The sequence below is a fragment of the Lactococcus petauri genome (genome assembly GCF_023499275.1).
Classification (GTDB): Bacteria; Bacillota; Bacilli; order Lactobacillales; family Streptococcaceae; genus Lactococcus; species Lactococcus petauri.
This window is the reverse complement of sequence record NZ_CP094882.1, coordinates 1,671,287-1,693,111: the sequence shown is the minus strand read 5'-3', so window position 1 is coordinate 1,693,111 and position 21,825 is coordinate 1,671,287. Positions and strand designations below refer to the sequence as shown.

The following is a 21,825-nucleotide window of genomic DNA, read 5'->3' as shown; positions in this document are numbered from 1 at the left end:
GCAATATGCTGACAGAAGAAATTAGAAATAGTTTTCTACAAGTTTTAGAAGAAGGTGTTAAGCCCGCTACAGGTTGTACAGAACCTGTGGCTGTGGCCTATGCTGCTGCAGTATGCCGCACATATTTAGAAGATCCCCATATCGATCGAATAAATATACGGGTGTCCGCTAATGTAATGAAAAATGCCTTGGCTGTAATTGTTCCTGGAACGAAAGAAGCTGGAGTAGAAGTAGCTGCAGCTGCAGGTGCCCTAGCAGGAAATGCTGAAGCTGGCTTGAAGGTAATTTCTGAACTCTCGCCAGATATAGTTCCAGAAATTATTAGCCTTGCTCGGTCAAACCAAGTAAAAGCTGAGGTTGCTTCTGTAGCAGATAAATTGTACGTTGAAGTTAGCATAGCTTCAGGGTGTGAAACAGTTACAGTTAAAATTGCAGGGGGGCACACTTCCATTTACTGGATACAAAAAAATAAAGAAGTGATTTTCAAAAAAGAAAAACTTCAATCTAATGAAGAATCAAGTAGTGTTGAATTTTTAAAAAAATGCAGTTTTGCGGAAATCTGGGATTTTGCAACTAGTCAAAATCTGGAAGATATTTTACCTTTAATAAAAGCACAAGAATTAAACATGAATTTGGCTTCAGAAGGTTTAAGCAATGATTATGGGATGGGGATTGGAAAAGCATTACTTAACCACAGAAGCCTTTCAGATCTCAGTCTTGAAGAGCAAATTGTTATTTGTACAGCTGCAGCTTCAGATGCACGTATGGGAGGCTGCCAGCATGCAGCAATGACAAATTCTGGCTCAGGAAATCAAGGAATTACAGCCACAGTTCCTGTTTGTGTCTTTGCACAAAATAGGAGTGTGAGTGAAGAAAAACTTATTAGGGCATTAACTCTTTCACATCTTACAGCTCTTTATATTCATGCATTTTTACCTTTACTTTCTGCTTATTGTGCTACAGATTCGGCAGCAATGGGAGCAGCAGCCGGTTTAATTTATCTCGAATCAGAGGATGAAGAAAAAGCTGGGATGGCAATTAAGAACATGATTGGTGACGCAGTAGGAATGATTTGTGATGGTGCAGGTTTTTCTTGTGCACTAAAAGTAGTGAGCTCTGTATCCTCAATGTATCGTGCAGTACAGCTGGCTCAGGCAGGCGTGGTTATTCCAGCAACAAATGGGATTGTTTCAGGAGAGGTAGATGACTGTATCCATGATTTAGGACTTTATGTTTCTAGCGGAATGCAGAATTCTGATCCTGTCATATTAGATATTATGATGCATAAGAAATAAAATCTAGAAAAAGAAAAAAGCTCAGAGAAAACTCTCTAAGCTTTTTTCTTTATTGTTTAGGTTCACCGTGGGGGTAAAAATTATCTTTTGCCATCTCATCATAGATGACATAAATAGCTTCACGAGGTGCTCCAGTATGTTTCATCACAGACTCTGTGATCTCTTTTGCTAAAGCTTTTTTGGCTTCAGCACTACGTCCTTCAACTAATTCAACATGTACAAATGGCATAGTAATCCTCCTTAGGATTGTTTAATATGCTTTTATTTTATCATTTTTTCTACAAATGAGCACCTTTTTAAATAGGGGCAACATAAGGATTAAAAAATAGTACACTTTCCAAGCTCATTTTTTTGATTTAACAATTTTTATAATTTATAATTATTCATATAATGTAATTTTGGAAAAAGTCACAACATTCTAATGTTTGTGGTTTTACTAATAAAATAGCTTGTTTTCACTTATTTCAGGAAAACTAGATATAGAGGAGGAGTTGAATAAAAAAATGGTTGTTGAATAAATATTGTTAAAATAGGAGGATATATTGTGAAAAATGAAAAATGGAAAAATTATTTAAAAAGTAGTCAATATATAAAAAAACATTTATTATCAGCCGGTATATCAGGAAATGTACTTCTAGCAGGTGTCGTAGTAGCTGGGGCTTATACGCTATTCCCAAACCCTATCGTTGCCAATGCTGCGGTATTAGGAGTAGAAATCTTTGGGGATACCACCTCTTCAAACAACACGACTTCAAGTCTAGCTAACCCCTATCCAGAAGGGTCACAACAAAATGTAAACTTTACAATTTCAGGGAATTCTGCAGTAACTACGAATGTCTTATCTGGTACGCGATATGCAGTCATTGTTATTCCACCAGAACTACGGGGAACGATAACACCGGGACAGGCAACCGGAAGCACCAATGTCTCGGTTGATTTGACTAAAGTTCCACTAATAACAGGACTAGTGGGAACATTAAATAATACGTTGAGTGGTTTAACAAGTATTGTTGACACAGTGACGAGTACAGCAGGACTGAAGTTTGATACCTCGCGACTCTATGCTGATTTGAATTTATTGTCCAATGTAATGACCATTGATCAAGGCGCATGGTCACAAGCAGCAACTCTAAGCCCTGATGGCTCAATGATTATAGTTGATTTGGATAAAGGTTTGGGTCCAATTTTAGCTAATAATGTGATTAATATCTTGCAAGACTTAAAATTAGCGGTTAATGACCTCAATGTTACTGTTACAGCAAGCGATCCTTTGGGTACATTACACTTAACAGCTGCGACTCTTAATACTACGCTGGCGCCCATAAAAACTGCTTTGACCGTGGCTATTGATGGTGTATTAACTCCTGTTTTAAATGATGCAGGTGTTTTGACACAACAATTGTTGGATGTTTCTTTGCTAGGAAGTACGACGGTTAATGTACCAACAACGATAAATATACCTACGACATCAATGACACAAGGAACTGTTACTTCAAAATTTGTTGGTACAATTGTCCAATCAGATATTTTGGATGTGAGTCTTTTCAGTGGATCAGATAGCTCTTCAAATATTTACTGGAATGGATTAGCTGTATTACCAACACCACCTGTAATTTCAACTGTTACCGGAAATTCTCAAGCCGGTTATGTTGTAAAAGGAACAGCTGACCCAGGAATTACAGTAAAGATTATTAATCCGGCTACAGGTCAAGAAATTGGAAGCGGATTAGCAGATAGTTCAGGTAACTATAGTATTACGTTGCCAGCCGGATCAGTTGGCGCCAATGCAGATATTAATGCCACCGCGACAGATACGGCCGGCAATGTAAGTGCACCAACAGCCGGCAAAACGCCAGCCGATGCGGATACGACAGCCCCTGATGCACCAGTAATTACCGGCGTCACAGGTAACTCTACAGACGGTTACACTGTGACAGGTACGGCTGAAGCGGGTTCGAAAGTAGAAATCAAAGATTCGACTGGCGCAGTTATTGGCACTGCCACAGCAGATGGATCTGGCAACTACAGCGTGAGCTTACCAGCTTCAGTTGGCCCAAATGCCGATATTACAGCGACCGCAACCGATGCGGCAGGCAACGTAAGTGCACCAACAGCCGGCAAAACGCCAGCCGATGCGGATACGACAGCCCCTGATGCACCAGTAATTACCGGCATCACAGGCAATTCGACAGATGGTTATACTGTGACAGGTACGGCTGAAGCGGGTTCGAAAGTAGAAATCAAAGATTCGACTGGCGCAGTTATTGGCACTGCCACAGCAGATGGATCTGGCAACTACAGCGTGAGCTTACCAGCTTCAGTTGGCCCAAATGCCGATATTACAGCGACCGCAACCGATGCGGCAGGCAACGTAAGTGCACCAACAGCCGGCAAAACGCCAGCCGATGCGGATACGACAGCCCCTGATGCACCAGTAATTACCGGCATCACAGGCAATTCGACAGATGGTTATACTGTCACAGGTACGGCTGAAGCGGGTTCGAAAGTAGAAATCAAAGATTCCACCGGAACAGTTATTGGCACAGCCACAGCGGATGGTTCCGGCAATTACAGCGTAACTTTACCGGCATCAGTTGGCCCAAACGCTAATATCACAGCGACCGCAACCGATGCGGCCGGTAACGTAAGTGCACCAACAGCCGGCAAAACGCCAGCCGATGCGGATACGACAGCGCCTGATGCGCCAGTAATTACCGGCGTCACAGGTAACTCTACAGACGGTTACACTGTCACAGGTACGGCTGAAGCGGGTTCGAAAGTAGAAATCAAAGATTCGACTGGCGCAGTTATTGGCACTGCCACAGCGGATGGTTCCGGCAATTACAGCGTAACTTTACCGGCATCAGTTGGCCCAAACGCTAATATCACAGCGACCGCAACCGATGCGGCCGGCAATGTGAGCGTACCAACAGCCGGCAAAACGCCAGCCGATGCGGATACGACAGCCCCTGATGCACCAGTAATTACCGGCATCACAGGCAATTCGACAGATGGTTATACTGTCACAGGTACGGCTGAAGCGGGTTCGAAAGTAGAAATCAAAGATTCGACTGGCGCAGTTATTGGCACTGCCACAGCGGATGGTTCCGGCAATTACAGCGTAACTCTCCCGGGCTCAATTGGCCCAAACGCTGATATCACAGCGACCGCAACCGATGCGGCCGGCAATGTGAGCGTACCAACAGCCGGCAAAACGCCAGCCGATGCGGATACGACAGCCCCTGATGCACCAGTAATTACCGGCATCACAGGCAATTCGACAGATGGTTATACTGTCACAGGTACGGCTGAAGCGGGTTCGAAAGTAGAAATCAAAGATTCGACTGGCGCAGTTATTGGCACTGCCATAGCAGATGGATCTGGCAACTACAGCGTGAGCTTACCAGCTTCAGTTGGCCCAAATGCCGATATTACAGCGACTGCGACAGATGCGGCAGGTAATGTAAGTGCACCAACAGCCGGTAAAACGCCAGCCGATGCGGATACGACTGCCCCTGATGCACCGACAATCACTAATGTGACAGGTAACTCTACAGATGGCTATACAGTGACTGGTACAGCCGAAGCCAGTTCAAAAGTAGAAATCAAAGATTCGACTGGGGCAGTCATTGGCACTGCCACAGCGGATGGTTCCGGCAATTACAGCGTGGCCCTACCAGCTTCAGTTGGCCCAAACGCTGACATCACAGCGACCGCAACCGATGCGGCAGGTAATGTGAGCGCACCAACAGCCGGCAAAACCCCAGCCGATGCGGATACGACAGCCCCTGATGCGCCAGTAATTACCGACATCACAGGTAACTCTACAGACGGTTACACTGTCACAGGTACGGCTGAAGCGGGTTCGAAAGTAGAAATCAAAGATTCGACTGGCGCAGTTATTGGCACTGCCACAGCGGATGGTTCCGGCAATTACAGCGTAACTCTCCCGGGCTCAATTGGCCCAAACGCTGATATCACAGCGACCGCAACCGATGCGGCAGGTAATGTAAGTGCACCAACAGCCGGCAAAACGCCAGCCGATGCGGATACGACAGCCCCTGATGCACCAGTAATTACCGGCATCACAGGCAATTCGACAGATGGTTATACTGTCACAGGTACGGCTGAAGCGGGTTCGAAAGTAGAAATCAAAGATTCGACTGGCGCAGTTATTGGCACTGCCATAGCAGATGGATCTGGCAACTACAGCGTGAGCTTACCAGCTTCAGTTGGCCCAAATGCCGATATTACAGCGACTGCGACAGATGCGGCAGGTAATGTAAGTGCACCAACAGCCGGTAAAACGCCAGCAGATCCAAAGGATACCACAGCACCAAATGCACCGACAATTACTAATGTGTCCGGCAATTCCACGAAAGGTTATGTCGTGACAGGTAAAGCGGAAGCTGGTTCCACTGTGAAGATTAAAAATGCGTCAGATACTGTCATTGGTAGTGTTGTGGCGGATGGTTCTGGCAACTACAGCGTAACTCTACCGGGTTCAGTTGGCCCAAACGCTGATATCACAGCGACTGCGACAGATGCGGCAGGTAATGTAAGTGCACCAACAGCCGGTAAAACGCCAGCAGATCCAAAGGATACCACAGCACCAAATGCACCGACAATTACTAATGTGTCCGGCAATTCCACGAAAGGTTATGTCGTGACAGGTAAAGCGGAAGCTGGTTCCACTGTGAAGATTAAAAATGCGTCAGATACTGTCATTGGTAGTGCTGTGGCGGATAGTTCTGGCAACTACAGCGTAACTCTACCGGGTTCAGTTGGACCAAACGCTGATATCACAGCGACTGCGACAGATGTGGCCGGCAATGTGAGTGCCCCAACCGCAGGTAAAACGCCAGCAGATCCTAAGGAACCTACAGATAGTACCGCACCGGATGCACCGACAATTACTGGAGTCACAGGAGATTCTACAAAGGGTTATGTCGTGACAGGTAAAGCCGAATCTGGCTCTACTGTGAAGATTAAAAATGCGGCAGGTACTGTTATTGGCAGCGCCGTAGCAGATAGCTCTGGCAACTACAGCGTAACTTTACCGGGCTCTGTTGGTCCAAACGCTGATATCACAGCGACCGCAACCGATGCGTCCGGCAATGTAAGTGCACCAACAGCCGGTAAAACACCAGCAGATCCAAAGGATACTACAGCGCCAGATTCACCTAAGGTTACGGACGTCACTAAGAATCCTGACGGAGGCTATGATGTAGGTGGAACTGCAGAACCAGGTTCTACGGTTACGATTACGGATGGCAATGGTAATGTGGTTGGCAGTGGTAAAACAGATGATTCTGGGCACTTCCACATTACATTACCAGCTGGTAGTGTGAAACCAGGGGATGTTCTTAATATTACAGCAACAGATGCAGCAGGTAATGAGAGTGCGCCAAGCCATTTTCAAATCCCATCTAATACCGTTGTACCAGTGACATTTGGTGGAAGTGGAGGTCAATATTCAAATGGCTTGCCAGCTTATTATGCCAAGGGTGTAACCCTTCCTGCAACAGGGGAAAGTGACAACACCCTGCCAACAGTAATTGGTTTTAGCCTTTTAGCTTTTCTAAGCCTTTTACTTACAAATTTAAGAAGAAGAAAAGATGTTAACTAAGATATATCATAGTTGGAACTGAAGCGATTTATTTCTTCTTTCTTTCCAAAACCCTGGGTGAAGATCTGGGGTTTGTTTTTTTATATTCTTGATAAAAACAACTTATTTTACCGTGGATAAAAAATTAAATGTAGATAGACAAATTCTAATAATATGAATAAAAAGAAAGAAATTTTCTTATTATGTAAGCATTAAATTATCTGAACGATATTAGAGAGTGTTATAATAGTGGTTGAGAAAGGAACTTATTTATGAGAAAATATTTTGCAGAATTTATCGGAACATTTGTTCTTGTATTTTTAGGTACAGGTACTGTAGCTATTGCTAATACTGGAGAAACCGCTATTGGTTACTTAGGCATTGGTTTAGCGTTTGGTTTAGCCGTAACGATTATGGCGTGCGCGGTAGGAGGTGTTTCAGGTGGACATTTTAATCCAGCTGTTTCCCTTGCTATGGTGATTAATAAACGTTTGGCAATCAAAGATGGTGTTGCTTATGTAATTTCACAATTTGTAGGTGCACTTGCTGCTTCTGCAGTATTGTCAATTTTCATTAAAGCTTTGAACCTTCCTAAAGATGGTTTTGGACAAACAGACTTTCCCAATATTACAGCTGGAGAAGCTTTCTTATTCGAAGCTATTATTACCTTCTTATTTGTATTTGTTATTTTGATGGTTACCAGTGAAAAATATGGGAATGCCGGCTTAGCCCCAATTGCTATTGGTTTAGCTTTAGCATTCTTGATTATTGTAGCTTTGAATTTAACCGGTGGATCATTGAATCCCGCACGTAGTTTTGGACCTGCTGTCTTTGCAGGCGGTTCGGCATTGTCACACTATTGGGTGTACTTATTGGCACCATTGGTAGGTGCGGCAATTGCTGCAGTAGCTGCTAAATTTATGGGTAGCGAAGATTAGTTATAATAGAGTAGATTAGTAAGTCTGCTCTTTTTTGATGAAAATTTATCTTTTGAATTTAGAAATTGTGAGTAAAAAAGGAAAAATGCCTCGCTTTACGAGAGCATTTTTATTTTATGCTTGTCTATTTCGACGTATCGAAAAAGCTACAAATGAGAGAATGAGTAGAACGAATCCAGAAAGGACAGAGGTAAGTCCATTGTCATCACCTGTTTTTGGTAAAGTATTACCAGATTGTTTTTTCCCTTTTTCTAGATGATTTCCAGCGGGCATTGCAGGGCTATTTGACTTACTTGTTCTCGTTGTCTGTACGTCTGTCTTCGTGCTTTTCTTTTTCTCTGTTATCACGGGGTTTGCTTTTTCAAACTGTGGCTGTTGAACGTCTTCCACTTTTTTGGATTCATCAACAATGACTTCTTGACTAGGCGCAACATGTACATCGACTTGATGCTTTTCTGCTGTTTGATTGGCCTCATTTTCTGTTATAGAAGAGTTTGCATTTTCTGTTTCAACAGCAGGTATTTCTTCGAGTTGCTCTGATTCGTCTTGCACAACTTCCTGATTAGGCGCAACATGTACATCGACTTGATTTTTTTCCGCTGTTTGATTGGCCTCATTTTCTGTTATAGAAGAGTTTGCATTTTCTGTTTCAACAGCAGGTATTTCTTCGAGTTGCTCTGATTCGTCTTGCACAACTTCCTGATTAGGCGCAACATGTACATCGACTTGATTTTTTTCCGCTGTTTGATTGACCTCATTTTCTGTTACAGAAGAGCTTGCGTTCTCTGTTTCAACAGCAGGTATTTCTTGGAGTTGCTCTGATTCGTCTTCTACAACTTCTTGACTAGGCGCAACATGTACATCGACTTGATTTTTTTCCGCTGTTTGATTGGCCTCATTTTCTGTTATAGAAGAGTTTGCATTTTCTGCTTCAACAGCAGGTATTTCTTCAAGCTCTTCAAAGTTGTTTTCAAGTGTTTCTTCAGTCGTTTCCTTGATTCCTTGTTCACCATTGGCATCACCATCTGCAAAAAGGTTTACAACATCGGAAGTTCCTTGATCTTGAATCGTTTCTTGACCATAGGGTTGGTAATTCACATTACACGTGTTAGTAAAGGATTTGATAGTATTATCAGTGATGATTGTGTTATACATGAAGCTAAAAGAGGCTAGGCGCGCATATTCGCGTTTAATTGTAATGCTAAATGAATCATCGGGAAGAATCTCTATGCTACCGTATCCTTTAGCTACAAACTCATCGCCGGTTATCTGGAAGTTTCCTAAATAATTTTCAATACTAACGCGAAATGATTGTGCATCAAGTTTTTGCCCAAGTCCATGCGTGTCAGTTAATACAATATCACTTGAGAGTTCTTCCTTTGTCATATTAGCATTAACAAACCAGCGTACTTTTCCTTTTTCGCCTAGCATGTCACCGCTCTTCCAAAAGAAAGGACGAGTTCCTATTTGCCCTGTATTTCCTGGGTCACCATGAATTGTAATTTCTTGGGCTGTTGCAGTGGTGCTTAAATTTGTTTTGATACTTGTATCGTTAGGATTTTTAGTTCTTGTTGCCTGTAATCCAAAATTAAAATAGCCTTTGACATGTTCAAGCTGATTAACTTTTTCATTAAAGGTGGCAATGACACGGTCTTTATATATGAGTGCTTCACCCAATTCACCTAAAGAAATTTTACGAGGAGAACCGTCGTTTTCTGTCATTCCTTGTAACTCGGTAGGAAGTGTGAAAGTAATCGTGTCACCAGCTTTTACCTTGAGGTTATCCTTGCTGCTGAACTCAACTCTGACAGAAGTCGTCTGACCTTGTGTCAGTTTAGTATTTGAAAATTTGAGACTATCGACAAAGTTGGTGTTGCTTAGTTCTGCAGCAGATGCATGTTCTGAATGGAGCATCAAACCTAAAAAAGCGGTAAAAAAAATGAGCAATATTTGTATTGTTCGTTTCATATAAGAGTATTTTTCCTTTTTGTTTTCTTTCTATTTTAAAAATTGACTTTTTCAGTCTGTTGAAAATTCTAACAAATTTATTTTATGAAAACAACTGTATTGACTTGAAGGAGCAAATATAATTAACAGAAAAACTTTTATTTTGATAAAATAGATGCAGAACACAGAGGAGTAAATAAAATGATAACAGCTATTGCAACAGATATGGACGGCACTTTTTTGGATGAAAAATCGACTTATGATAAAAAGTACTTCTCTACTCTCCAACAGAAAATGAATGCCAAGGGAATCCGCTTCATTGTGGCCAGTGGCAATCAATACTTCAAGTTAAAGTCTTATTTTTCAGATACGAAAGATATTATTTTTATCTCTGAAAATGGTGGGATTATCACAATCAATGATGAGATGGAAATGGTCGCAAGTTTTGATGCAAAAGAGGTAAGTCAAGTTCTAAAGTTACTTGAAGAACTCGAGATTCCTGTTGTTGTGTGTGGTGCCAAGAGTGCCTATACCTTAGAGAGTGTTTCAGAAGAGTTTGAAACTTTCGCCCATAAATATTACGAAAAACTGGAACTTATCTCCTCTTTTGATAAGTTACCCGATGATACAGTAGTTAAATTTGCTACAATTATCCCGGAAGCAGAATTAGCTGCTGTCACGGCAAGATTGAACAGTCGTTTTAAAAAAGGAATAAAAGCGGTAACGAGTGGGAATATCTATCTGGATATTGTCCTTGAGGGCAGTAATAAGGGAGCAGCTATTGAGAGAGTTTTGCAAGAACTTGCACTTTCACCGCAACATTTAGCGGCTTTTGGAGACGCCAATAATGATCTCGAAATGTTGCAAATGGCTGGTTATTCTTATGCCGTAGCCAATGCTAATGCTCAAGCGAAGGCCAAGGCAAAGAAGATTATAGGCAGTAATAGGGAAAAAGCCGTGCTGGCAGAGATTGATAAAATTATGCAGTGAAAGTAGGAAAAAAGTACAACTTCGAATGCGTACTTTTTTATTTTATGCTTTTTAAACTAAAAAATTAAGAAAGTTTTAAGAAATCAAGCTAAAATTTGTTAATAACTTTCTGTTATACTGAGGGCATCAAGTAGAAATGAGGGAAAAGATGAAGCATACCGTTCTAATTGTGGATGATGAAAAAGAGATACGTGAAGCGATTGCACTTTATCTAAAAAATGAAGGGATACATGGGATTCAGGCAAAAGATGGTGTTGAAGCACTGGAAATTCTTGATAACGAAGAAGTTCATTTAATTATTATGGATATCATGATGCCCAAGCTCGATGGTATCGCAGCCACTTTTAAGATACGCCAATCACAACAGATTCCTATTCTGATGCTGAGTGCTAAAAGTGAAGATACAGATAAAATTTTGGGCCTACAAATTGGGGCGGATGATTATCTGACAAAGCCCTTTAATCCTTTAGAATTAATCGCTCGTGTCAAGTCACAGCTACGCAGATATACCTCCTTAGGGAGCTATGAAAAAGCAGAAAGTACCATCCAGCTTCATGGCTTGACTATTGATCAAGACGGTAAGGAAGTACGAGTAGACGGGGAACTGATAAAATTAACACCCACAGAATTCAAAATTACAGAATTATTGGCTTGTAACGCTGGAAAAGTTTTCTCTATTAAGGAAATCTATGAACGTGTTTGGCAAGAGCCGGGATTTAATGCTGAAAATACTGTAGCTGTACATATAAGAAAAATCCGTGAAAAAATAGAAGTAAATCCAAAAAATCCAAAATATTTAAAGGTGGTGTGGGGCATTGGCTACAAAATGGAAAAATAAATTCGCTGTGAGTATTGGACTAGCTTTGCTACTTTTGGGAGTGAACAGTTTAGTTTTTACAGCCTTGAATGCTGAACAATACATTTTTAACGACTATTTTCAGTCGAAATACTTCAAACAAGAGGTTGCAACTTTAGAAGAAGCACTGATCAATACTCAGGTAAATCCAAATCTACCGATAAAGGTAACAGCAGAAGATATTGAAGAATATCGTATGAGTCAACCGGACAAGTATTCGCAAGTAAGTGTGATTAAAGAAGATCCTGTCTTTCTTGAACGACTCAAGGATGCGAAAGTAGCTGGTGACAAAACTGCAATCAAGAAACTTGAGGACCAACAAAATAAAAAGTTAAATGAAGTAGAAAAGTTTTTCACAGATGACAAATACGTCACAGAGAAGGTAAAGGAGCATAAGAAAGAACTTATTGCGCAACAAAAAACAGATTGGATGCCACAATATAAAGAGCTTTCCTCAGATATTCATTATCAAGTGACTGAAATTAACTCGGGGAAATATCTAGACAATCTGTCTGACAATAAAACCTTTGCTACAGCAAAAACTTTATTCAAGGGCAATATCAGTCAAATTAATTTTGAGGGTCAAAATCGCTTTGATGGTCAAATTATTATATTAAAAAATAGCAACTTCAACCAAAGAGCATCTGTTAAAAGCTTTACTGAAATGAAAAATCTAACCATTGGGCTTCTTTGTATGAGTATTTTGAGTTTTGCAGCCTTCCTTGTTTATTGGAAGAAAACGAAAAAAGGAGAAGATATACTTCTGGAAAAAGTTCAATCTTGGGATAAAATAGCGCTTGATGGGCAGATTTTCCTTGCTATGATTCTTTCCCTCCTTTATTTGTTACTTACACGTGAGGCTAGCCTTACATGGAGCTTCCTTCCATTGCTACAAAAATTCTGTTGGGCATTCTTAGTTCTCTATCTGTTTGCAATTGTGAGTTGGGGAATTTATCATAAAGCACAGGAGCGTGAAAATTGGCAACAAACCTATCTGGCCAGAAGTATAAGACTCTTAAAAGATGCTGCGGATAATTTTTCAACAGGGTCAAAAGCCTGGTTCATTTTCTGGAGCATGGGTGCAGTAGTAGTTGGTTTCCTGCTGACAATGATGTGGGGAGGACAAGGAATTATTCTTTACTTGTTTGTGCTTGTGATTTATCTTTTGTTGATTTTGATTTATCTGCTGCGGCGTTTGGTCATGTTTAATCAGACTGTGAAAATTATTGAGGAGATTGCTCAAGGAAAAAATGCGGAAGTCTTAAACGTCAAGCCCAAAGGGAAAACAGTTTTTCGTAGAGTTTCTGAAAATCTCAAAACCATCAATGAGGAAGTGAAAACTTCCAAAAGTCAACAAGTAAAAAGTGAGCGCTTGAAGACCGAGCTCATTACAAATGTTTCTCATGATTTAAGAACACCTTTGACTTCAATCATTACTTCTGTTGATTTATTGCGGAATGCCGATCTGTCCCAAGAAGAAAAGAATAAGTATGTTGCAGTTATCGATCAAAAATCAAAGCGTTTAAAAGTTCTCATCGATGATCTTTTTGAGATTTCCAAAATGGCCAGTGGTAATATTGATTTGAAAAAAAGTAGAATTGATCTTGTGCAATTGCTCGATCAATCACTAGCTGAACTTTCTGAGAAGATCGAAGATTCCTCCCTCAAGTTTGTTACGCAAACGGATAAGGAACTCTTGGCTTTAGTGGATGGGGATAAGATGTGGCGCGTTTTCGAAAATTTAATCCATAACATTTTGAAATACTCTATGGAAAATACTAGGGTTTATATCTCAGGACATAAAAGTGAAAATGGCACAATTGAATTGGTCTTTAAAAATATTTCGCGTGAAGAACTCGGAGAAAATAGTCAAGAATTGTCGCAGCGTTTCAAAAGAGGCGATTTATCGAGGAACACAACAGGTTCCGGCTTGGGGCTAGCTATAGCTCAGTCGATTATGGAAGCACATGAGGGACATTTCCTTTTAGAAACAGATGGAGATTTGTTTAAAGTAACTTTGTCCTTCCCGAGTTTAGAGCTTGAATAAAATAAAAAAAGCACTATGTAGATAGTGCTTTTTTTATTTTATTTTTTGTGGTGATCAAGTTTTTCTTTGACATTATCAACTGCATCTTCTGATGCATCTTTAATGTCTGCAGCAACTTCCTTCACCTTACCGATTGTTTTATCAAGGACGCCTTCAGCTTTTTTCTTGTTGTCACCTGTAACATCACCAACAACTTCTTTAGCGTTACCTTTGAGTTTGTCTGTTGTACCTCTGTCGACCATAAAAAATACCTCCTTGTTGTTTATACTTTTATTCTACTGGTTATTGTTTCCTTTTGCAAGGTATTCAACTCGTAAATTTTTTAAGCACCTGATTTATAGGATTTTCTGATGTATGACAGTTTTTATAGAAAACCTAATGCACTATATTTGACTCTGTGAGATTAAACTGCTAAAATTTATCCTAAAGTGACACTGTGTCATTTATAAAGTCAAGGGAGGAAAAAATGCCTAAAGCTACATATCTAAAACTTCCAGAAGAAAAAAAACAACGCATCTATGCGGCTTGTAAAACCGAGTTTGCGGATAAACCCTTCCATCAAGCCACGGTGAGAAATATTGTGCAAAGTTTAGAAATTCCGCGGGGGAGTTTTTACCAATATTTTGAAGATTTAACAGATTGTTATATCTATGTTCTGTCTCAAGAGACAAGTGAGCTTCACCAGCTTTTCTTAGATGCGATTAAAAAATATCCGCTTGAAAAAGCCTTAGATGAATACAAGCATTTGCTACTAAAGGAACTCGTACATAATGAAAATTACGCCATCTACAAATATCGCTTTTTAGATTGGAATCACGAATTGACATTAGCTTGGAAAAAGTATAATCCTCAAACATTTGTAAGTAAAGAGCCTGTTTCGCCAATGATTTCTGTGTTTAAAGCAGTTGTGCACGATCTTGTTTACAGACTATTTGCAGAAGAGTGGAGTGATCAAGAATTTGTTGCGCACTATGACAGTGAAGTCGCAGTGATTATGAAGGGCCTCTCAGGCAGTCAAAATCATCAATAAAGAAGAGAACGAAGAGTTCTTCAAGGAGTTGTATTATGTTTTTATCACTTAAAGAAATATTTTATTACAAGACAAGGTACACTTTGATTGCAACAATCATATTTTTGGTTTCTTATGTTGTTTTCATATTGTCAGGCCTATCAACTGGCCTTGCTAGCCAGTTTAAACAAGCTGTAGTGGATTGGAATGCAGAAAAGATTGTTCTGTCAGACAGTTCGAATAACATTCTGTCTGCTTCTCAGATTTCAAAAGCAGAGTTAGATAATATTGATGGAAAAGAGTTGTCTCCCGTTTCAGTTTTTTCAACTTCTATTAATCAGGGAGAGGATAAAAGAGAGAATATTACGGTTATGGCGCTCCCAATAGGTTCCGATATTCTACCACAAGTCAAGGATGGCGTTGATTTTTCAGAAGACAAGAAAGAAATCGTCATCCCCGAAAATCTTGCTGACAAGGGCTATAAAGTGGGAGACAAGATAAAGGTAGGGAATAACGATACAGAGTTAAAAATCGTTGGTATCGCCAAACCGACCTACTACTCAGCAACACCTGTCGTCTATAGTTCATTTGCTACGCTTTCCGCAATTAAAAACATGAACGCAGCAGCCGCAGATGATTCTGTTAATGGTGTCATTGTAAAATCGGGTCAAGTAACCTTGAAAGGTTCAAGTTCAGATAAATTGAAAGTCATCACAACTTCTGAACTTATCAACAATATCCCAGGTTATTCTGCACAGAAAACAACACTGAGCGCAATGATTTATTTCTTGTTCTTGATTGTGCTGCTCATTATTGCTGTCTTTATGTATGTTATTACGCTTCAAAAAGTTCCAATCTTTGGGATTATGAAGGCGCAAGGGATTTCAAACTTCCTTATCATGAAGTCGATCTTATGGCAAAGTTTCTGGCTAGCATTGGTCGGTGTAGTTGCAGCTTTTGGTGGGAGCTATCTCACAAGCTTCGTGCTACCGCAAGCTATGCCGTTTGCAATTGATTTTTCTATATGGACAATTTATGGGCTCATATTGATTGTCGTATCAATACTGGGTTCTGTATTTTCACTGTATACGATTAGAAAAATTGATCCTACTCAAGCGATTGGAGGTTAATAATGAAAGATATTCTACATATGGATAAAGTCACAAAGAGCTTTGGTAAGGGGCGAACAGAAGTTCAAGCCTTGAAAGGCATTGATCTACGGGTACAAGCTGGGGAGTTTATCTCAATCATTGGTCCTTCAGGTTCTGGTAAAAGTACTTTTCTAACAATTGCTGGAGGGCTTCAGTCTTCAACAACAGGGACAACAAAAATCAATACGATTGATTTTAATAAACTCTCAGAAAAAGAACGTTCAAAAGTAAGATTTAAAGAAGTGGGTTTTATCTTACAAGCTTCGAATCTCATACCTTATTTGACTGTCAAAGAACAGTTGAAACTTGTGGATAAGATAAATAAAAAGAACATTAATCGAGGTAAAATAGATGAAATGCTCGACTCTTTAGATATTTTAGAGCTACAAGATAAATATCCTGGGGAACTCTCTGGTGGGGAACGTCAACGTGTTGCAATCACACGTGCACTTTATAATGATCCAAGCTTGATTTTAGCTGACGAACCGACAGCCAGCTTAGATACAGAAAGGGCTTATCAGGTTGTGGATATTTTAAGAAAAGAAGCACATGAAAAAAATAAAGCCACTATTATGGTCACCCATGATTCGCGGATGATCAAAAATAGTGACAGCGTATATCGTATTGAAGACGGCAACCTCTTTAAGGTAGACAATCCTTGAGGGAGGATAAATAAAAAATGAGGGATAACTCCCTCATTTTTTACGGTTTATATTTTACGACGTTTTAAATAGAAGTAAGAGACGATGAGAATAAGAAAACCGCCAATCGAAAGAAGAGCTAAACCGTAAAAAATATGCGCAGCACTTAGATGTGATGATTGTGGATTAATTAATTGTAGGAAAAATGTTTTTGAATTATTTTGCTTCTCAGTAAGAAACAAGAGGAAAATAATGAGAAAGAATTGATGAATCAAGGAACCTTTTTTTTGAGTTGTGTTTTTTAGAAGAATACGGTGGTCTTCGGGAATATGAAGTGCCATGAAATACTGGTTATTGAGCCATTTGTTTAGGAGAAAATGACCATAGCTTAATAAGAAAAAACTAAAACTCAGAGCAGAAGGTACTAACGTCATCAATAACCCAAGCACTAATCCCAGTAAAATGAAATTATCCATGTGTGGGACCAATTGAGTGATTTTCTTATAAGTTGCTAATGCGATGACCATTCCTAAAGCATAAGGCAGGTACAATAAAAGATTTTCTGAACCTTTACCAAAGATATTGATGACATAGAGAGAACCGAACAGAAAAAGAAAATTACCAATTGCACCGTTAAGAAAAGTTAAGATATTTAGGGAAAGTGGTATTTGATAATTCCGGTATTCTTTTCTCGTTTTGTAAATAAGAAAAACAAAGAAAAAACTAAAGCCTAGCAATGAAACCCCAATAGCTAAGGCAGAACTTAGAAGTCTTCCCGTACGTAAGAGGATTAATAGAAGGCAGAGCCCCGTAAAAATAAATAGGTCTTTTTTAGAGAGATATAGAGCGGCTTCGGGTTTCATTTTGTTAGTGAGAACCTGTTTACCTACGGCTTCATAGGCATATCCAAGTGCAATTGCATAAAACAAAATGTATAAGCCAAATGATAAGGAAAGTCCCAAAGTCCCTGAAAGGGTCAATCCTGCAAATAAAGCAATCAAAGCTAAGAGAAGAAGAGGATAGGAAGTTTTCTTTTCCGTATTTGGCTGAAAGTGATTAAGTGTGACTGTCGCAGTAGGAAGCCATGAGGCGCTTAAACCAATAAGAACGCCTGCAGGAAGATATAACCAAGAATTCAAGGGGCCAATAAAAGCAAACACAGAACCTGCAAGGCCTGTATACAAGGATAGAATAAGAAGTTCTAAACTAGAAATAGTATTTTTAATGGCACGGACCAGAAAGACGCCAAGGATACGACAAGTATAGTATAATGCGAAGGGTAAAACAGAACGTTCAGTTATTCCATCATTTAAACTAAGAAAAAGCAAGAAGGGCACCATGATAACGGTATTGGAAAGGACCACTAACATTGACTTTCCCCAATCATAAGCTATTTCACGTATTTTAATTCTCATTTTTCTACCTCTAAATTTTTGCTAAGAAACAAAATGAATTATCTGAATTATTATATCACGTTGCCTATAAAGATAACAGGGAGTTGTGTGAACAAGAGAAAAATCAAAGAAGGAAGCAGTCTATATTAAAAAAATGAGTGAGATATTCTTAAACCTTAAAAAATGGTTAAATTGAACAATCAACTCGTTTAAGTTATAATAGATGCAATAAGGAGGGATTTATGAGACATATGAAAGAGAACAGTATGTTTTTCTAAAAAGATATATACTCTAAATCCCGCCAAAATACAGAAGTAAATAGTAGGGAGTTTAGTAGTGAAAAAGATTGAATTAAATGTATCGAGGGTGATTTATGGCTTATTGGGTTTAACTTTAACCTTTGATGTGCTCTTGTCATTAAGTCAACGCACACTTTATGAAAATTTAAGTTCAGTTCTATTGCTCGTAGCTCCAATCCTGATCATGGTTTATATCATTTCGACACAAAGTGGTAGAAAGAGTACGTGGAAAACAGCACTTTTGTTTTTAATGCTCTTTCTAATTTTTGTCCTTGAAACGGGTGTTGTGATTGGGCACGGCTTAAGTCCAACACCGCTCTTCAATGTTTTAGCGGTGATTGCATATACAGGTCTCATAAGAATTTTCCTAGAAAAGAAGTGGACAATGGAGTTGGCTACTTTGAAAAGATGGACCTTTGGACTTTCAGGAGTTTATCTTATCCTTGCATTCATCTTTGGTTTTTTTACGGTAAATCAAATTCCAACTGAAATATACAGCAATGTTCGTATCTTTTTAGTTATACTGACCTTGGCTGTTCAACTTTTATTGCTTGGTCTTTCAGGCGTAATTTTATTTAATAAATTAAGAAAAAGTATTGGAAATTTTGCTTGGGGCTTTACGGTAGTGCTTCTCGGCATTTTTGGAGGTATTCTTTTCTATGTACTACAGGCTGACGTCAATGCACAGCTAGTAGCCCGCTTTTTATTGCTTGTCCAAATCGTTATGGCAATCTCATTGATTATCGAAAGCATCTATACTGGTCTTTCCAATTACTTTAAGCCATACAATAAGATACTGCTTTACTTGGTTTCTATCTTGCCACTTGTTTTTCTTTTCGAAAATAAATTCTGGGGCATGAGCTATTTGAAAGAGATTTTTGAAATCATGATTAGTAAATTGACATTTTTTGCAGTATTTTTCTCAATTCTCACTTTTATTTATTATACGATAGAAACAATCTTGCTCTGGTATGCTTACAGTACAAAAAGCTATACGAGTGATCTCAGTCATATTGAGATTGAAACGAATTATCGGATCATTGTATTAATTCCTTGTATGAACGAAGAGTTAGTCATCAAAAACACTGTGAAAAGCTTGTTAAATACCAATTATGAAAATCTTGATATTTATGTGATTGATGATGCCAGCATTGATAATACGGTGCAAGAAGTTCAAGAATTCCAAGGTAATAAGAGATTCCATCTTCTCCAAAGATTCCAGCCTCAAGCGCAGCAAGGAAAAGGTGAAGCACTCAATTGGGCTTATAAAAAAATAACGGATTCCTATATTGATAAAGGTTATATTTTTGAGGAAACACTTATCACTATTATTGATGCAGACTCAAGTGTGGCAACAGATTACTTTGACAAGGTAAATTTGGTCTTTAACTCGGATTTTGAATTGACTGGTTTACAATCAAAAGTACAAGTAATCAACCGTAACAGAGACACATCACAAGATTTGGAATTTGGTGAGATTATTAATGCGACTCAATCTTTGCGTAGTAAAACAAATACCGTAGCCTTTGGTGGAAACGGACAGTTTTGTAAACTCAGCACTCTGTATTCTTTGCATGAAGCACCATGGACAACATCGCTAGTAGAGGATTTTGACCTTTCTTTACGTCTCTTTTTATCTGATATATATAATGTACGTAATGTCCAATATGATGATATTAAAATCAAACAAACAGGAATCTATGATGATACGATGTCCTTAGTTAAACAGCGCGTGCGGTGGGCACAAGGCAATATCCAAACCTTTAAGTACATATTCCCTATTATCAAATCAGAAAATTTAGAGTTCAAACAAAAATTAGAGCTGTGTTTTACTCTGATAAAACCTTGGTTGATGGCTATAGAATATGTAGTCGTTATTTACACAGGCGTTGTTTTATTTGGCACATTGCTGCTTTTTGGTTTAAACGGTGCAGTGAAAAGCTTTGTTATAATCTTTGCCTTGATGGTACTCTACATTTTCCTTATCAATATTGTCTGGGCAGTCCTGTATAATAAAAACTCTCAGGAAAAATTCAGATGGGGCCATGTTTTAAGCGATGCTTACTATTTGACCAAGTTTTTGATTGTTCTCAGTCAAATCTATCCGCAAGCGACACTCAGATATTTCAGATCGCAAAATACATGGGATAAAACGAAACGTCAAGCTTAATTTTTCATAAAAAAATTGTAAAAAGAAAGGATGCAACTTGAAAAAATATATCTTACAAGAGAATAATTTTGTTTATTTTTATAATAAAATATATGATCATGCGCATAGTATAAAAGGAGTGGAGTGCGTGCTTCGTGAACAAAATGATAAGCAAGAATGGGTCCTTCCACAAAATATCGATCATTTACCCTTTTTCATACTGAAAGACAATTTAAAAGAAAGCATCAAAGTTGCGAATCCCGAACATTTTAAAGTTGTCATTAAACTTACGCTTGAACAATTTTTGAGTCGCAAGTTTAAAAAGAATATCAAAACGATTGCTGAGTCACTCCAACCATTTGACCTTATTATTGAAATATCTCATAATGAGATTGTGAAAAAGAAGAAGAGTCTAAGACGTGTCAGTCGTAGAATTACAAAGTGCAAAGCCTATGGTATCAACTTTTCTATCAATAATCTTGGAGCCGAATTCTATTTTGCCCGCAACATTCATCGCTTGCTTCCTTTAATTGATGTATTGAAGTTAGATATGCGACATTTTAATGATAAAGAAAAATGGATTGATTTAACCATTAAGTTTTGGAAGAAACTGGCCAATAAATATCAACTTGAGTTAGTTGTGTCCGGTGTTGAAACGGATGAAGATGAAAAACTTGTTGATTTATTAGACATCAATTTGAGGCAGGGTTATCTCTATGGCCCACCTCAACCAGCGATTGACTGAGAAAACTTTTTACCCCTGAACAGAAGGAAAGAGCTTTTCAGTATATTTGAGGAGAAAAGTAGGCTTGAAATTTGACGAATTAATTTTTTATAGACAAAAAATTTGTGATTTTACTCAAAATGACAAAGAAGAATACGAACTGTTATTGAGATATAAACATGCTGATGTTTGTTATTTCCCGTCGGAGATGTTTGATGAGATTGTTTCTGACCATCAGCTCCATAATTTATACCTTCAAAGGCTGGAAGTCCTCTTGGAAGAACAGCTCAGTAAGGATGATTATATTTATTCCCTGAATCTGGATTATCAAGAACTTTATTTTGAAGAAACGGTAGAATTTTTGAGGACATTTAAATATAGGAACAGGTTAAGATTAGAACTCACAGAGCGCTTGCCCGTAAACTGTCAAAATGAAGAAGACTTCTTGCCGATTGAAGCCATCCAAACGCTTAAGAATTTGGGATATGCGATTGCTCTAGACGATTTTTTATCGGGGATAAATCATTATAAAACGCTATTCATCCTAGATGATTATATTGATCGTGTAAAGATTTCAGCCTTAGATTTTAACAGTTATTTATCACCTACTAAGTTAAAGGATTTTATATTTTCAATTGTTGATACGATTAAATTTCTTAAGAAGGAGATTGTAATTGAAGGAGTTGAGGTGGAAGAGCTTCTCGCAAGTTTTCCAAAAGAATGGCTCCAACAAACTTATTACTATGATAGACCGCATAGCTTCTAATAAAGGAGAAA

16 protein-coding genes are annotated in these 21,825 nt (G+C 38.8%); 12 read left to right on the top strand and 4 right to left on the bottom strand.

From position 1 onward, the window contains the following. Positions 1-5: 5 nt before the first annotated feature. Positions 6-1,295 (top strand): L-cysteine desulfidase family protein, encoded by a 1,290-nt coding sequence (locus lgb_RS08200; protein ID WP_019292963.1) that lies wholly within the window; start codon positions 6-8, stop codon positions 1,293-1,295. A gap of 49 nt (positions 1,296-1,344) precedes the next feature. On the opposite strand, the gene lgb_RS08195 is transcribed toward lgb_RS08200, so the two are convergent. Beyond that, entirely contained in the window at positions 1,345-1,524 is a 180-nt protein-coding gene (locus lgb_RS08195; RefSeq protein WP_014025285.1) for a 2-hydroxymuconate tautomerase, read from the bottom strand. 315 nt (positions 1,525-1,839) lie between these two features. Between lgb_RS08195 and lgb_RS08190 the strand changes: the two genes are divergently transcribed. Both lgb_RS08190 and lgb_RS08185 read left to right on the top strand, forming a co-directional pair. Further along, positions 1,840-6,924 (top strand): Ig-like domain-containing protein, encoded by a 5,085-nt coding sequence (locus lgb_RS08190; RefSeq protein ID WP_249663204.1) that lies wholly within the window; start codon positions 1,840-1,842, stop codon positions 6,922-6,924. A 251-nt stretch (positions 6,925-7,175) separates the two neighbouring features. Continuing rightward, positions 7,176-7,841, top strand: a complete 666-nt coding sequence (locus lgb_RS08185) for an MIP/aquaporin family protein (protein ID WP_019293817.1) — start codon at positions 7,176-7,178, stop codon at positions 7,839-7,841. A 114-nt stretch (positions 7,842-7,955) separates the two neighbouring features. Here the strand turns inward: lgb_RS08185 and lgb_RS08180 are convergent, their stop codons facing one another. After that, on the bottom strand, positions 7,956-9,809 hold the full coding sequence (locus tag lgb_RS08180; protein ID WP_242810711.1) for a collagen binding domain-containing protein: 1,854 nt from the start codon (positions 9,807-9,809) through the stop codon (positions 7,956-7,958). 180 nt (positions 9,810-9,989) lie between these two features. Between lgb_RS08180 and lgb_RS08175 the strand changes: the two genes are divergently transcribed. The 3 genes from lgb_RS08175 to lgb_RS08165 all read left to right on the top strand — a co-directional run bounded on the left by lgb_RS08175 (position 9,990) and on the right by lgb_RS08165 (position 13,681). Then, complete coding sequence (locus tag lgb_RS08175; RefSeq protein WP_019293418.1) at positions 9,990-10,778, top strand: Cof-type HAD-IIB family hydrolase; 789 nt, start codon at positions 9,990-9,992, stop codon at positions 10,776-10,778. A 148-nt stretch (positions 10,779-10,926) separates the two neighbouring features. After that, on the top strand, positions 10,927-11,616 hold the full coding sequence (locus lgb_RS08170; protein WP_019293417.1) for a response regulator transcription factor: 690 nt from the start codon (positions 10,927-10,929) through the stop codon (positions 11,614-11,616). Further along, entirely contained in the window at positions 11,594-13,681 is a 2,088-nt protein-coding gene (locus tag lgb_RS08165) for a sensor histidine kinase (protein ID WP_242810710.1), read from the top strand. The genes lgb_RS08170 and lgb_RS08165 overlap by 23 nt, the downstream gene beginning before the upstream one ends. 38 nt (positions 13,682-13,719) lie before the next feature. Here lgb_RS08165 and lgb_RS08160 read toward each other — a convergent pair whose 3' ends face one another. Continuing rightward, positions 13,720-13,923 (bottom strand): CsbD family protein, encoded by a 204-nt coding sequence (locus lgb_RS08160; RefSeq protein ID WP_003134237.1) that lies wholly within the window; start codon positions 13,921-13,923, stop codon positions 13,720-13,722. Between the two features lie 224 nt (positions 13,924-14,147). Between lgb_RS08160 and lgb_RS08155 the strand changes: the two genes are divergently transcribed. Genes lgb_RS08155 through lgb_RS08145 form a run of 3 tightly spaced genes read left to right on the top strand, consistent with a single transcriptional unit; the run spans position 14,148 to position 16,503 of the window. After that, positions 14,148-14,711: a TetR/AcrR family transcriptional regulator gene (locus lgb_RS08155; protein WP_206887878.1), complete on the top strand. Its 564-nt coding sequence runs from the start codon at positions 14,148-14,150 to the stop codon at positions 14,709-14,711. A gap of 35 nt (positions 14,712-14,746) precedes the next feature. Continuing rightward, entirely contained in the window at positions 14,747-15,820 is a 1,074-nt protein-coding gene (locus tag lgb_RS08150; RefSeq protein WP_019294143.1) for an ABC transporter permease, read from the top strand. Positions 15,821-15,822: 2 nt separating this feature from the next. After that, positions 15,823-16,503: an ABC transporter ATP-binding protein gene (locus tag lgb_RS08145; protein ID WP_003134240.1), complete on the top strand. Its 681-nt coding sequence runs from the start codon at positions 15,823-15,825 to the stop codon at positions 16,501-16,503. Positions 16,504-16,550: 47 nt separating this feature from the next. Here the strand turns inward: lgb_RS08145 and lgb_RS08140 are convergent, their stop codons facing one another. Then, the gene (locus lgb_RS08140) at positions 16,551-17,897 is read right to left on the bottom strand and encodes a hypothetical protein (protein WP_019294142.1); all 1,347 of its coding nucleotides are present in this window, start codon (positions 17,895-17,897) and stop codon (positions 16,551-16,553) included. Between the two features lie 315 nt (positions 17,898-18,212). Between lgb_RS08140 and lgb_RS08135 the strand changes: the two genes are divergently transcribed. From lgb_RS08135 to lgb_RS08125, 3 genes are all read left to right on the top strand, one after another. Next, the gene (locus tag lgb_RS08135; RefSeq protein ID WP_019294141.1) at positions 18,213-20,345 is read left to right on the top strand and encodes a glycosyltransferase family 2 protein; all 2,133 of its coding nucleotides are present in this window, start codon (positions 18,213-18,215) and stop codon (positions 20,343-20,345) included. Positions 20,346-20,382: 37 nt separating this feature from the next. Continuing rightward, positions 20,383-21,069 carry an EAL domain-containing protein gene (locus lgb_RS08130; protein ID WP_029345872.1) on the top strand — a complete coding sequence of 229 codons (687 nt, stop codon included), beginning with the start codon at positions 20,383-20,385 and terminating at the stop codon, positions 21,067-21,069. Between the two features lie 64 nt (positions 21,070-21,133). After that, positions 21,134-21,814 carry an EAL domain-containing protein gene (locus lgb_RS08125; RefSeq protein ID WP_017370988.1) on the top strand — a complete coding sequence of 227 codons (681 nt, stop codon included), beginning with the start codon at positions 21,134-21,136 and terminating at the stop codon, positions 21,812-21,814. The last annotated feature ends 11 nt before the right edge of the window (positions 21,815-21,825 follow it).